Raw genomic sequence first — 14,055 nt, 5'->3', positions numbered from 1 at the left:
CGTTCCCTCGACAATTCACAACGCCGCTACGGGCGGGCATGGCAAATGGCGCGTTCGCTCAGGGAAATCGCCGGAGGAGTGTCCGCGCGTTAGCGGCCGGCGGTGGCGGCGGGCACCAGCCATGCGGCGATCTCCTCGGTCACCGCCGGAGCGTGGGCGTTGAGATAGAAGTGACCACCCGGGTAGACGGTCATCTCGAACCGCCCCGTGGTGTGGCCGGCCCAGGCGCGGACCTCGTCGGTCGTGGCCTTGGGGTCGGCGTCCCCCGTCAGGGCGTAGACGGGCGCCGACAGCGGCGGACCGGGCTCGTAGCGGTAGGTCTCCGCGGCCTTGTAGTCGGCGCGGATCGACGGCAGGACCATGCGCCGGATCTCGTCGTCCTCGAGCAGTTGGGACTGGGTGCCGTCCAGACGGCTGATCTCCGCCAACAGGCCCTCGTCGTCCCGCAGGTGAACCCGCTCGTCCCGGGGCGCGCTCGGGGCCCGCCGCCCGGACGCGATGAGCGCGACCGGCAGGCAACCTCGTGCCTCCAGGCGCAGGGCCACCTCGAAGGCGACCGTGGCGCCCAGCGAGTGCCCGAACAGCGCCAGCGGCTTGTCCTGCCACGGACCGAGGACCTCGACGATCTGGTCGGCCAGGTCCCGCACCGTCTCCAGACACCGTTCGTTCCTGCGGTCCTGCCGGCCCGGGTACTGCACGGCCAGGGTCTCGACGCGCGGAGCGAGACGCTGTGAGACCGGGAAGTAGTAGCTCGCGGAGCCACCCGCGTGCGGCAGGCAGAGCAGTCGGACCGGTGCCTGGGGTGCTGGATGGAAGCGGCGCACCCACAGGTCGCTCGCGTCGCTGCTCGTCGCCATCGCGTTCGTCGTCCCTTCCGACCGGTGTCGTCCGCCCCCGGGTGGGAGACGTCCTCGACGTTCGCCGCCTGCGTCCGCCCCCGGCGTGCGGTCGCAGATCGGCCCAGGCCCAGACGATCGCAGTGCCGCCGGGCGCCGACAACCCCTAACGAACGCGGACGACCGCCTGGTAGGGGGTGTGGTCACGAGGCGGCGGCGGGAACCCGGGGCGGGCCGGCGCGACGAGCCCGCGGTCGGGGCCGCGGTGCTCGGCCCCGACCGGTCGCGCCGTTCGGACAGGCCTACGCCATCGGTTCGGCGAGGGCCATGAGCCGGTTCGGCAGGTCGGTGCGGCTCTTCACGTCCAGCTTCCGGTACACCCGGGTGAGGTGCTGCTCCACCGTGCTCACCGTGATGTACAGCTCGTTGGAGATCTGCCGGTTGGTACGCCCGCGGGCCGCCAGTACCGCGACCCGGCGCTCGGCCTCGCTCAGCAGACCGTCCTGGTCACGGGTCTCGAAGCCGTCCGAGGACGCGTCCGAGGGCGAGCCCGCCGTCGGCGTCGCCCCGCCGGGGGCAGCCCGCCGCTGCATCCGCTGCGGCAGCGCCGCCGCCCTGCCCGCGCCCTGCGCCAGCTGGTTGGCGCGATGGACGAACAGCCGGGCCCGTCTGGACTCACCGGCCGGGGAGAGCGTCTGACTCGTGTCGGACAGGGCCCGCGCCAGCTCGTGCTGGTCGCTGCACCCCTGCAACACGGTCACCGCCTTGGACAGCAGCTTGCGCCGGAGGACCGGCGTGGCCGTGGAAGCGAGCAGCCGCAGCGCCCGGCCCCGGGTGCGGTCGTCCAGCCCGCGGGACACCTGGAGCTGCTCCCGGAGCAGTTGCGTGGCGTGCGTCTCGTTGCCGAGGCCGAGCTGCACCCGGGCCAGCTCCAGGCGCCACGGGAACAGACCGGCCACATCGATGCCCCAGGAACGGACCAACTCACCGCTCCGGTGCAGGTCGGCCGCGGCCGCCTGGTGCTGCCCCGTGGCCAGATGGTGCCGACCCCGGGCGATCAGGTAGTGCGCGCCCACCGGAGTGCGGAAGACACCGGCCGGTACCGGCTGCGACAGCCATCGTTCGGCCTCGAACAGCCGGCCACTCTCGGTCGTGCAGGTGATCAGGGTGCCCAGCGGACCACCGACGGCCACGCCCCAGGCAGGCGCCGGCAGGTCCTCCAGCGCCAGCCGCGCGCCCCGCTCGGCCGCCTCCAGATCACCCAGGCGCAGCGTCGCTTCCGCGTGGATCGCCCGGATGACCCCCCGCCAGGCCGGTATGTGCCGGACGGCCTGTCGGGCGAGCAGCCGTTCGCCCCAGACCACGACCCGGTCGGAGGGGCCGGCACAGAGCAGGGCCAGCAGGGGAGCGGTCAACAGGCCCAGGGAGCCGCTGTCCAGGTGATGCCGCTCCAGCAGCTGCTCCGCGGCGGTCACCGTGTCCACACCGCCGGTCGGCATCAGCGCGTTGCCGAGCACCGACACGGCCTGCAACAGCGGACTGCCGGAGTTCGTCGCCGTCGCCGCCCGCATCCAGGAGCCGGGATCCTCCCGAACCGTCCCCAGGTAGTCCGGATGGGACAGCGCGATCAGCAGGCGGATCAGCCGCAGTTCGTGCGACGCGGGGCCGTGGTCGTCCGCGCCGCAGCCGCTGATCGCCTCGGCCGCCTCCTCCGCCCGGCCTTGCCACAGCAGGTACGGAACCGCGGACACGGCCGTCGCACGAGACGACCCGTCGGACCGCGCCGCCTCCACCAACTGGCTCACCTGACCGGTCACGGCCAGCGGATTGACCTGCCACCGGGCGGTGATCAGCATCGCCATCAGGGAGTTGCGCCGGTCCTCGTCGGTCTCGGCCCGGCCGCCCAGGCGCAGACACGCGGCGGCGTGGTCGGGGCGGCCGGTGGACAGCGCGTGCGCCGCGGCGTCCCGGAGGACGGGCACCACCCAGGGGCCGTCCGTCCACGCGGAGGCCACCAGATGCTCGGCGACCACGCTCGCTTCGGCACCGTTGTCATGCAACACCTCGGCCGCCCGCTGGTGCAGCCGCCGCCGCTCCTCGGCCGGCATGTCGGAGCGCACCGCGAGCAGGATCCGAGGATGGCGCAGCCGGCCCGCGTGGACGAGCCCGGCGCCTTCGAGGACGCGGACGGCGGGCACGGTGGAGTCGGGCAGCACGTCGAGGAGTTGACCGAGCAGCTCCGGTGCGGCCTGGCGGTCCAGCGCCGCGAGGGCCTGGGCCACCAGGCGGACGCCCGGCTCGTGGCGGTAGAGGCAGTCGAGCACGGCCCGCTCGAAGGTGTCGCCGGCCCGGGCCCCGCCGTCGGGGGCGCTGTTCGTCCCGCGGTGGGCCCGTTCGTCGACCAGCGCCTGGGTCAGCAGCGGATTGCCGCCGGAGACCCGCAGAATGCGCCGGGCGTCTTCCTGCACGTCCGGTGCGGCGGCCTCTACGTCGCGACCGCCCTGCACCCCGGCCTCCTCGCCGAGCAGCCGGGAGACGGAGTCGACGGTGAGGAGCGGCAGGGTGACACGGGTGAAGCGAGGCAGGCTGCGCAGCTCCGCGTGGAACAGCGGATGCGCCGGGCGCAGCGTCGTCGCCTCCGAGAGCACCACCATGATGCGTGCGTTTCTCAGTCTTCGGGTGACGTACAGCAGACAGTGCAGGGAGGCGGCGTCCGTGTGCTGGAGGTCGTCGACCGCCAGGACCAGGGGCCCTCGGTTGGCCAGGGTCAGGAACGTGTCGAAGGCGGTCCGCAGCAGCGGTGCCCACAGTCCGTCCGCTGTCAAGGCCTCCGCTAAGGTCTCGGGCGCCGCGGCGCTCCTCGCCTCCGCCGTGGGGACCGCGAGCGCGACCTCGCGTATCAGCTCCTCGACCTCCCGGACACCGTCGGGTTTGAGCCGCGCGCTGTGCAGGAGTTGACCGAGCACTCCGAAGTGGAGTCCCTGCTCGGCGCGTGACCCGGCGGCGCTCAGAACCTGTCCACCGGCGGTGGCTGCCCACTCCCCGAAGGTCTCCAGTACCTGGGTCTTGCCGCTTCCCACAGCGCCGGTGACCAGCGCCACCTGTCCGTGTCCGTGCTTCTCACAGGCGTGGAACGCCCAGCGTAGATGGGCCAGTTGTTCGTCTCGATGGACCAGCATGACTGGCGTCTGCCTCCCCGTTAGCAGTTCCGAACGGGGATTGCCAGGCGCTGGCCGGCACAGCTTCCGCAGCTCCCCCGTTCACACGTGTCCGAGCGCGTGCAAGGGTGACCCCTGGGCCACCTCCGGGCGGCCCTTCTGAACTGTTTCGAACTCGACTCGTCCTCGACTCGTCCTCGACTTGGACAAGTTTTTTGAGAATCTTTCACAGTTACCAGCCATGCCACAACGGCATCGCCACTAACAACGTGACGGATGACGTGACGAGTTGTCGACGAGACGGTGGAGTCGGCCGCGAAGCCCCTGGTAGACGCGCTGCTGTAGGTGAGCGGTGCAGCCGTGTGCCGACTGAGGGTCGTGTTCACAGGTCCGCCGCCCGTGCGGGACGGCCACGGCCGGATGTACGCCGTCCGAAACCGGCCGGCGCGTCTAGGGGCGTGCGCGGGCGATTAGGGGTGCTGCCGATGGCCCGATGCGAGGAGGATCGGAAGCAGGGTCGTCGTGTTGGAAGGTAGGGCTGCCATGTCGCTCCAGGAGCCTGTCTCGCCGGTCGGGGAGTCGCCCGCGTCCACGGCGGACCGCATCGCCGATCTGGCCGCCCGGCACGAAGAGGCCGTCGTCCTCGCCGAGAAGAAGGCCGCGGACCGGCAGCACCTCAAGGGGAAGCTCACCGCCCGCGCGCGCATCGACCTGCTGCTCGACCCCGGCTCGTTCGTCGAACTCGACGAGTTCGTGCGCCACCGGACCGTCGAGGCGGGCATACCGCGCCCCTACGGCGACGGGGTGGTGACCGGCCACGGCACCATCGACGGACGTCAAGTGTGCGTCTTCTCCCATGACTTCACCACCCTCGGCGGCAGCATGGGCGAGGCCTTCGGCAGCAAGGTCGTGAAGATCTACGACTTCGCCATGAGCGTCGGCTGCCCCGTCATCGGCATCAACGACTCCGGCGGCGCCCGAATCCAGGAAGGCGTGATGTCCATCGCCTACTACACCGAGCTGGGCGTCCGCAACGTGCACTCCTCCGGCGTGATCCCGCAGATCTCCCTCATCATGGGCCCCTGCGCGGGCGGTTCGGTCTACTCGCCGGCGCTCACCGACTTCACGGTCATGGTCAAGGACACCTCCTACATGTTCGTCACCGGACCCGAGGTCGTGTCCGCCGTCATGGGTGAGAAGGTGACCGCCGAGCAACTCGGCGGCCCCGCCGTGCACGCCGAGGTTTCCGGCAACGCGCACTACGTCGGCGACGACGAGCAGGACGCCATCTCGTGGGTGCAGACCCTCCTCGGCCACCTGCCGCCCAACAACCTGGACCCGGCTCCGGTCTACGACCACGACTGCGCCCCCGGCATCACCGAAGCGGACCTGGCTCTCGACACCGTCATCCCCGACAGCGAGCAGCAGATGTACGACATGGCCGACGTCATCACCGCGGTCCTGGACGACGGCGACTACCTGGAGATCCATCCGGACTTCGCCCGCAACATCATCTGCGCGCTCGGCCGGGTCGAGGGCCACTCGGTGGCCGTCGTCGCCAACCAGCCCCAGCACCTGGCCGGGGTGCTGGACATCGACGCCTCCGAGAAGGCCGCCCGCTTCATCCGCTTCTGCGACTCCTTCAACATCCCCGTCCTCACCTTCATGGACGTGCCCGGCTACCTGCCCGGCGTCGACCAGGAGCACCAGGGCATCATCCGGCGCGGCATCAAGCTCTTCTACGCGTACGCCGAGTCCACCGTCCCCAAGATCACCGTCATCACCCGCAAGGCCTACGGCGGCGGGTACGCGGTGATGGGTTCCCGGCAGATCGGCGCCGACCGCGTGATGGCCTGGCCCACCGCCGAGATCGCCGTGATGGGGGCCAACAGCGCCGTGCCCATCCTGCACCGCCGCGAGCTGGCCGCCGCCGCGCCCGAGGAGCGGGCGGCGGTCAAGGAGAGCCTCGTCGACGACTACCGTCGCAGGTTCGGCAATCCCTACGAGGCCGCAGCGCACGGCTACGTCGACATGGTCATCACGCCCTCCCGCACCCGGCACGAGGTCGCCAGGGCGCTGGCGAGCCTGCGGAACAAGCGGCAGGCGCGCCCGGCACGCAAACACGGGAACATTCCCTTGTGACGTCGTTCGTCGTGCCGGCCGCTCCCGCACGCGGGCCCACCGGTGTGCGGGGGCCGCTCCGTCACCGGCCCGGTGACGGAGCGGCGAGATCGACCAGGTCGCCGCCCTCGTACAGCGCGCGGCACGCACGGCGCTGCACCTTCCCGCTGGAGGTCTTCGGTATCGCGCCCCTGCGCACCAGCAGGACCGTGTCGACCGTCAGGTGATGGTGGTCGTGGACGGCGCGGACCACCCGTGCCCGCAGGCTCTCCGTGCCGTGGGCGCGCACCGTCCGCCCGTCGGCCTCGACGACGAGCACGAGGTGCTCCTTCTCGTCGCGTTCGACGGCGAACGCGACGGCGCAGTTGGGGTGCAGGCCGTCCACGGACTTCTCGGCGGACAGTTCGACGTCCTGCGGGTAGTAGTTGCGTCCCTGGTGGATGATCAGGTCCTTGAAGCGGCCGGCGACGTGCAGTTCACCGTCGTGCAGGAAGCCCAGGTCGCCGGTGCGCAGGTAGGCCCGCCCGTCCTCCGGGCGCCCCTCGGCGTCCCTCGTCCGTGCCCGGAAGGTCTCCGCGCTCGCCTCGGGCCGCCCCTTGTACTCCGCCGCCACGCACGGTCCGTGGACCCAGATCTCGCCGATGACGTCCGGCGGACAGGCGCGCGAGGTTCCGGGATCGACGATCCGCACCTCGGTGCCCGGGACGGTGCGGCCGCTGCTGGTGACCGGGACGGCACCGGGTGTCCGCGCGTCGACGATCTCCGCGCGGCCCTCCCGCAGCGCCGTCGCGGACAGCCACACGGCCGTCGGTTCGCGGTCCTGGTCGCCGCCGGTGACCTTGAGGGTGTTCTCGGCGAGTCCGTAGCCCGGGCACATGGCCTCGGGCCGGAAGCCGTGCGGGACGAAGGCCTCGGTGAAGTCCCGGATCGCACGCCAGCGCACGGGTTCGGCGCCGTTGGCCGCCACGCGCCACGAGGAGAGGTCACCGACCGCGCCGGCCTTCCCCTCCGCCGCCACCCGCGCGCACATCTCGTAGGCGAAGCTCGGCGCCGCGGAGTGGGTGCCGCGGAACCGGGCGATCGCCTCCAGCCAGCGGGCGGGCCGGCGGATGAAGGCGGCGGGTGCCATCAGGTACGAGGGGATGCCGGCCCACAGCGGCATGACGACGCCGAAGAGCATGCCCATGTCGTGGAAGAGAGGCAGCCAGTTGACCACGGTGCCCTCGGGCGAGCACGGCCACAGGGCGTCCGTCTCGGCGACGTTGGCGAGGAAGTTGGCGTGGGTGACGACGACGCCCTTCGGGTCGCCGGTCGAGCCCGACGTGTACTGGAGCAGGGCGACGTCGTCCGGGCCGGGGGCGGGACCCCGTACGACCGAGTCCGGCACGTCGTCCCGCGCCGAGGCGGCGTCGGCGGTGTCGAGGACCGCGAGGCCGAGCAGGTCCTCCAGGTTCCCGAACTGTTCCTCCAACTCCAGCCTGGCGGAGGTCTCGGTGAGCACGGCCGTGGCGCCGGCGTCCTGCGCGATGCGGCGGATGCGCTCCACGTCCTTGAGGTGGCGCGGTGTCTGGACGGGCGCCGCGGTCACCTTGGACGCCATACATCCCAGGAGCGTACGGACGAACTCCAGACCCGACGGATACATGAGCACGGCGCTCTGCCCGCTCATGCCCCGGGCGGTGAACCACCGGGCCCGGACGTCCACCGCGTCGGCGAGCTCGCGGTAGGTGAGCGACTCCCGGGGGTCCTCACCGTTGTACAGGAAGACGTAGGCGGTGTCGTCGGGTTGCCGCTCACCGCGTCGGCGGACCAGTTCGGGCAGGGTCGGTGTGCCGCCGTCCGAGCGGACGTCGTCGAGAACAGTGGCCATGGGGCAGGTCTCCTTGTCCTGTGGTCCTCGTGCCGACGGCCGGTGCCGGTGGCAGAAGGACGTGGCGGAGCCGTTCGAGGTCGGCGTGGAGCCCGGGGTGCGGCACGGCAGCACGGCCGAACCCGGGCGGACGGGGTGCGGGGGAGGACGACCGGCCTCGCGGTGGTGCACGGGGTCGCGGCTGTGGCCGCCCGCTCCGTGCACGGGCCGACGAGGGCGTCGACGTGCGGGTGATGCCGGCGCGGTTCCTGTGCGGGGCGCGGAATCGGTCAGCGTGGGAAAGGGACGGCGCGGAGGTCGGTCACTCGGGCCCACGCCGGGGACGGGCCGGGACGCCGACCGGCAGCGTCCTGCGGCAGAAGAATGTCAGAAGCATACGTCGGCCGCCGCTCCGTCCCCTCCGCGATCACCCCTAAGTTGCCTGCGCGGCCCCTACAGGGAGCCGGAGGGCCGATGCGCCCGCTCGCCGACCGGGCGTGGTCGCCGCCGGGGACGCACGTCGGGGTGGCCGGGGCCAGGTGCGGGGGAGGTAGGGGTTGTTCCCCGTTCGGAGCAGTCCATAGGTTCTGAGCGCGAACCGAGCATAAGGAACGAGTCCGAACTGTTTCCGTCGGCGGGCCCGCCTGGAGGACGACAATGCGCATACTCTTCGTCACGCACGCGGAGAAGACGCACTTTTTCAGCATGGTGCCGCTGGCCTGGGCACTGCGAACCGCGGGCCACGAGGTCCGGGTCGCCACCCAGCCGGACATGGCGGAGGGCGTCAGCGAGGCCGGGCTCACAGCGGTTCCGCTGGGGTCCGACCACCGCTGGAAGCAGGTCATGGAGGCCAACCAGGACGAGGAGTGGCCGGCCCGGGTCGCCGAGGCCGTCACCCACTCCGCGGACCTGGGGCACGACGAACTCCTGCGGTTCTTCGACGAGACGACCGAGCGGTACTTCCGCATCGTCAACAACGACGAGTTCCTCGACGCCCTGGTCGCGTACTCCCGGTGGTGGAAGCCCGACCTGATCGTGTGGGAGCAGTTCACCTGGGCCGGCGCCGTCGCCGCCCAGGTCACCGGCGCCGCGCACGCCCGCATGCTGTGGGGGGCGGACGTGGTCACCCGCTCCCGCGACGACTTCCTGGACCGGCTCGCCGAGCGTCCCGAGAACGAGCGGGTGGACCCGCTGCGCAACTGGCTCACCGAGGCCCTCGCCCGGCACGGCGCCGCCTTCGACGAGACCGTCGTCAACGGGCACTGGACGATCGACACCAACCCGCCCAGCCACCGGATCGACAACGGACTGACCGTGGTCGGCGTCCGGTACGTGCCCTACAACGGGCGGGCCGAGCTCCCCGAGTGGCTGGCCGCCGAGCCCGCGAAACCCCGCGTCGCCGTGACCGCCGGCATCTCCGTCCGCAGCTACTTCGGGTTCGACATCTTCGGTATCGGCGCCCTCCAGGCGTTCGCCGGACTGGACATCGAACTGATCGCGACGCTCCTCCCGGGCCCGGGAGAGTCGGTGGAGGACGCACCGGAGAACACCACCGTCGTCGACTTCGTGCCCATGCACGGGCTGCTGCCCAGCTGCTCGGCCGTCATCCACATCGGCGGCGCGGGCGTGCAGTCCACCGCCGCCTACTACGGCGTCCCCCAGATGATCCTGCCGGGTCTCTGGGACACCAAGGTCCGCGGCGCCCTCCTGGACCAGTCCGGCGCGGGCATCTCGGTGCCGGCGGAGCAGTTCACCCCCGAACGGGTCCGTGAGAACCTGGTCCGCCTGCTGGAGGACCCGGCCTTCCGCGAGGGTGCCGCCGCACTCCGCAAGGACGTACTCGCCGCGCCCTCGCCCAACGAGGTCGTCCCGGTCCTCGAGGACCTCACCGCGCGCCACCGGACCACCGGCTGACGGAAGGGCCGCGTCCCCGCGCGGCCCGCAGCCGCCGAGACCGGCACCGCGGTCGCCGACCTGCCCGCCCGCCCCCGGCACCGGCGTCCGCGGGCGGCCCCGGCCCCGCCACGACCGCGTCCGCGCACCGCCCCCACGCAGGCCGGCCCGGAAGAAAGAGAACGGTCATGACCACGCGCGTATGGGACTACCTCGCCGAGTACGAGGCGGAGCGTGCGGACATCCTCGACGCCGTCGACCAGGTGTTCCGCTCCGGACAGCTGATACTCGGACCCTCCGTCACCGGCTTCGAGGAGGAGTTCGCCGCCTACCTCGGACGGGCGCACGGCATCGGCGTCGACAACGGCACCAACGCCCTCGTCCTCGCGCTGCGCGCCCTGGGTGTGGGACCGGGCGACGAGGTGATCACGGTGTCCAACACCGCCGCCGCCACCGTCGTCGCCGTCGACCAGGTCGGAGCGACCCCCGTCTTCGTCGACGTGCGCGAGAGCGACTACCTGCTGGACACCGCCCAGGTCGAGGCCGCGATCACCCCGCGTACCCGATGTCTGCTGCCCGTCCATCTCTACGGCCAGTGCGTCGACCTCCCCGCGCTGGAGGAGGTCGCCACCCGGCACGACCTGATGATCATCGAGGACTGCGCCCAGGCGCACGGTGCCCGACGGCACGGCAGACCGGCCGGCACCACCGGCAGGGCCGCGGCGTTCTCCTTCTACCCGACGAAGGTCCTCGGTGCCTACGGCGACGCGGGAGCGGTGGTCACCGACGACGCGGACACCGACGCCGCGCTGCGCAGCCTCCGGTACTACGGCATGGACGAGCAGCGCAGCGTCGCCCGGACTCCCGGTCACAATTCCCGACTCGACGAGATCCACGCCGAGATCCTGCGCCGCAAGCTGCGGCGGCTCGACGGGTACATCGAGGGCCGCCGCCGGATCGCGGCCCGCTACGCCGAGGCGCTCGCCGACACCGACCTGGTCCTGCCCGCGGTGACACCCGGCAACGACCACGTCTACTACGCCTACGTGGTACGGCACCCCCGGCGCGACGCGATCATCGAGGCGCTTCGGCCCCGAGGCGTCCACCTCGACGTGCACTACCGCCGGCCGGTGCACACCATGGACGGGTTCGCCCACCTGAAGCAGGCCGAGGGCTCGCTGCCGGTCACCGAGGCGCTGGCGGACGAGATCTTCTCCCTGCCGATGTACCCGTCGCTCCCCGAGGAACAGCAGGACCAGGTGATCGCGGCCCTGCGCGAGGTGCTGCGCACCGTCTGAACCGGGCGGGCCGTCGTGGCGGACCGGTCGGCCCGGCGCGCCCGCGTCCCGGTGAGCGGCCGGGAGGCGGGCGCGCGGCGCGCTCGGCGCTCAGCGGGAGAGCCGCAGCGGAAGCTCCAGCAGCCCGTGCAGGTTGAAGTGACTGTTGATCGGCAGGTCCTCGCGGAGCAGCTCGATCTTCGTGTACCGCTGCAGCAGCTTCGAGAACACGGTGGCCGCCTCCAGGCGCCCCAGCACCGCGCCCAGGCAGAAGTGCGGGCCGGCACTGAACGCCAGCGTCTTCGGCTCGGTGCGGGCCAGGTCCAGGCGGTCGGGGTCGGGATAGCGCTCCGGGTCCCGGCCGGCGGCGTCCAGGAACCCGATCACGTGGGAGCCCGGCGGGATGACCTTGCCGCCGAACTCCATCTCCGCGGTGGCGATCCGGCTGGACAGCGTCACCGGCGGGTCGAACCGGGACAGCTCGTCCACGGCCGTCGCCATCAGCCCCGGATCCGCACGCAGCGCCTCCAGCGCCTCGGGCTGGCGCAGCAAGGCCAGCATGCCGTTGCCGATCAGGTTGACCGTCGTCTCGTGCCCCGCGTTGAAGATGAGCAGGATGTTGGCGACGACCTCCTCCTCGGTGAGCTGTTCGTTGTCCTCCGCCGTCATCAGCACCGACAGCAGGTCGTGGTCCGGGTCGGCGTCGCGCCGGGAGGCCATCAGGCCCAGCAGGTACGCGCGGAACTCCGGCTCCGCCTTGTTCATGGCGATGCGTCTGCGGGGCGTCACATCGGGGTCCAGGATGTAACCGACCTTGTCCGTCCAGTCACGGCACTTCGCGCGGTCCTCGACGGGTATCCCCAGCAGCTCCCCGACCACCGCGACGGGCATCGGCAGCGCCAGGTCCCGTATCAGGTCGACCTCGCCCTCGCCCATGCTGTCGAGCAGACCGTCGACGATCTCGCCGATCCGCGGCCGCAGACGATCGATGTAGCGCGGCGTGAACACCCGCGCGATCAGCTTGCGCAGCCGCCGGTGCTCGGCTCCGTCCTGCAGCAGCAGCCACTTGCTGACGCTGCGCATGGCCGGGCAGGTCGGCCCGCCCCGGCTCATCGCCCAGCCCGGGTCCTTGGGGAAGGCGCTGGAGGAGTGCGGTGAGCGCAGCAGGGCCTCGACGTCGTCGTACCGGGTGAGCAGCCAGTACCCTGCCGCGATCTCGTGCACCGGATCGGCCTCGCGCAGCCGCTTGTAGTAGGCGAACCTGTCGGCGGCGAGGGCGGGATCGTTCGGGTCGTAGAGAACGCTCATGCCGTCCATCCCTCTACGTCGGTGGGTGCCGTGTCCTGGGGGCGAGACGTCCGCGTGCCCGGTCTCCCCTCGGAGCCGAAGGCCTTCGCGGACCTGGGCGCCGGCTCCGGAGCGGTCATGCCGCCACCCTTGTCGGCCGGGCCGGTGCCTGCCCCACAGGCTAAGTGGGCCGACGAGACGCCGAGAACCCCTAAAGCCTGGTCACAGAGGTGCCGAGCCGCCACCGGCGGGAACTCCCGCTGGTCGGTTAGGGGTTGAGGCTAGGGGGGCGTCCTTCCGTAGGGTGACGGCCGGTGCAGACGGGCTGCTCGACGCGCGGGGAGTGACGGCATGTCGGAGCTTGAGGCGGAGCGCAGGGCGCAGTACCAGACGACCGTGGTGCAGGGCGCCCTGCGCACCGCGGCCGCGGGCGGTGACCCGTACGCCTCGATCCTGCTCGTCCCGGACGATCCCTATCCGCTCTACGAGCAGCTGCGCGAGCGGGGGACGCTGCACCGCAGCGCGGTCGGTGTCTGGACCACCACCAGCCACCGCGTCGCGAACCAGATCCTGCGGGACCGGCGCTTCGGTGTCCGTACACCGGAGGGGGAGAAACCTCCCGAGTTCATGCCGTTCGACAACTCGATGCTCGGACTGGACCCGCCCGACCACACCCGGTTGCGCAAGCTCGCCACCCCCTCGCTGAACCCGCGCCGGCTCGCCCACTGGCAGCCGTACGTCGAGCGGTTCACCGACGAACTGATCGACGAGATGCTGGCGGGCCGCGGCCAGGTCAACTTCATGCGGGCCTTCGCCCAGCGGCTCCCGCTACGGGTGATCGGCGACCTGGTCGGCATCCCGCCCCACCACCGGCAGTCGTTCTTCCGGCTCAGCCGCCGCATGGCCTACCTGCTCGACGGCGTGGCCACCGTCCCGGCCGCGCGGGGCGTGGTGGCGGCCATCGGCGAGATGACGGTGATGTTCCGGGAGATCATCGCCGAGCGGCGGGCCGACCCGCGCGAGGACCTGATCAGCGATCTGCTCCCGGCGGTCGAGGACGGCCGGATGACCATGGACGAGATGGTCCCGCTCTGCATGTTCCTGCCGCTGGCCGGCACCGAGACCACTGTCAACCTCATCGGCAACGGCCTGCTGGCCCTCCTCGAACATCCCGAGCAGTGGGACATGCTGGTCGCCGACCCGTCGCTGGCGGCCGCCGTCGTACGCGAGACCCTGCGCTACGACCCGTCGGTGCAGCAGTACCGCCGGATCGCGCACACCGACCTCCGGCTGGAGGGCGAGACGATCGCCGCGGGCGAGGAGGTGGCCATCTGCGCGGGCGGCGCCAACCGGGATCCGGAGGTCTATCCCGATCCCGGACGGTTCGACATCACGAGGGACCCGGGACCGGAGAACCTGGCCTTCTCGGCGGGCATCCACTTCTGCCTCGGCGCCGCGCTGGCCCGTATGGAGGCGGAGACCGCCCTCGCCGCCCTCGCCGCCCGGGCACCCGGGATCCGCCGGGCCGGACCGGTGCGCAGGCGCGGGTCCTTCATCGTCCGCGGGATGCTCCAGTTCCCCGTCGACCTGCGCTGAGCACCGGCGGCGGAGGCGGCGCGACCCGCGCGCGGCGC

At 71.8% G+C, this 14,055-nt stretch carries 8 protein-coding genes; 4 read left to right on the top strand and 4 right to left on the bottom strand.

Features of this window, described 5'->3' with window-relative positions:
- Positions 1-89: 89 nt before the first annotated feature.
- Together AC07FV_RS26145 and AC07FV_RS26140 are read right to left on the bottom strand one after the other, a co-directional pair.
- Positions 90-857 (bottom strand): thioesterase II family protein, encoded by a 768-nt coding sequence (locus AC07FV_RS26145; protein ID WP_479089673.1) that lies wholly within the window; start codon positions 855-857, stop codon positions 90-92.
- Between the two features lie 281 nt (positions 858-1,138).
- Positions 1,139-4,015, bottom strand: coding sequence for a helix-turn-helix transcriptional regulator (locus tag AC07FV_RS26140; protein ID WP_479089672.1), 2,877 nt, complete (start codon positions 4,013-4,015; stop codon positions 1,139-1,141).
- Between the two features lie 522 nt (positions 4,016-4,537).
- On the opposite strand from AC07FV_RS26140, the gene AC07FV_RS26135 reads away from it, so the two are divergent.
- Entirely contained in the window at positions 4,538-6,136 is a 1,599-nt protein-coding gene (locus AC07FV_RS26135) for an acyl-CoA carboxylase subunit beta (RefSeq protein WP_479089671.1), read from the top strand.
- 61 nt (positions 6,137-6,197) lie between these two features.
- On the opposite strand, the gene AC07FV_RS26130 is transcribed toward AC07FV_RS26135, so the two are convergent.
- Positions 6,198-7,985, bottom strand: coding sequence for a fatty acyl-AMP ligase (locus tag AC07FV_RS26130; protein WP_479089670.1), 1,788 nt, complete (start codon positions 7,983-7,985; stop codon positions 6,198-6,200).
- Positions 7,986-8,621: 636 nt separating this feature from the next.
- Here AC07FV_RS26130 and AC07FV_RS26125 point away from each other — a divergent pair.
- Both AC07FV_RS26125 and AC07FV_RS26120 read left to right on the top strand, forming a co-directional pair.
- Positions 8,622-9,878 carry an activator-dependent family glycosyltransferase gene (locus AC07FV_RS26125; protein ID WP_479089669.1) on the top strand — a complete coding sequence of 419 codons (1,257 nt, stop codon included), beginning with the start codon at positions 8,622-8,624 and terminating at the stop codon, positions 9,876-9,878.
- 167 nt (positions 9,879-10,045) lie between these two features.
- Positions 10,046-11,155, top strand: coding sequence for a DegT/DnrJ/EryC1/StrS family aminotransferase (locus AC07FV_RS26120; RefSeq protein ID WP_479089668.1), 1,110 nt, complete (start codon positions 10,046-10,048; stop codon positions 11,153-11,155).
- Between the two features lie 90 nt (positions 11,156-11,245).
- Here AC07FV_RS26120 and AC07FV_RS26115 read toward each other — a convergent pair whose 3' ends face one another.
- Positions 11,246-12,442, bottom strand: a complete 1,197-nt coding sequence (locus tag AC07FV_RS26115) for a cytochrome P450 (RefSeq protein ID WP_479089667.1) — start codon at positions 12,440-12,442, stop codon at positions 11,246-11,248.
- 330 nt (positions 12,443-12,772) lie between these two features.
- Here AC07FV_RS26115 and AC07FV_RS26110 point away from each other — a divergent pair, with 330 nt between their 5' ends.
- Positions 12,773-14,017 (top strand): cytochrome P450, encoded by a 1,245-nt coding sequence (locus AC07FV_RS26110; protein ID WP_479089666.1) that lies wholly within the window; start codon positions 12,773-12,775, stop codon positions 14,015-14,017.
- Positions 14,018-14,055 lie beyond the last annotated feature (38 nt).

The sequence above is a fragment of the Streptomyces sp. NPDC045956 genome, assembly GCF_056430705.1.
This window is presented reverse-complemented; position numbering and strand designations above follow the sequence as displayed.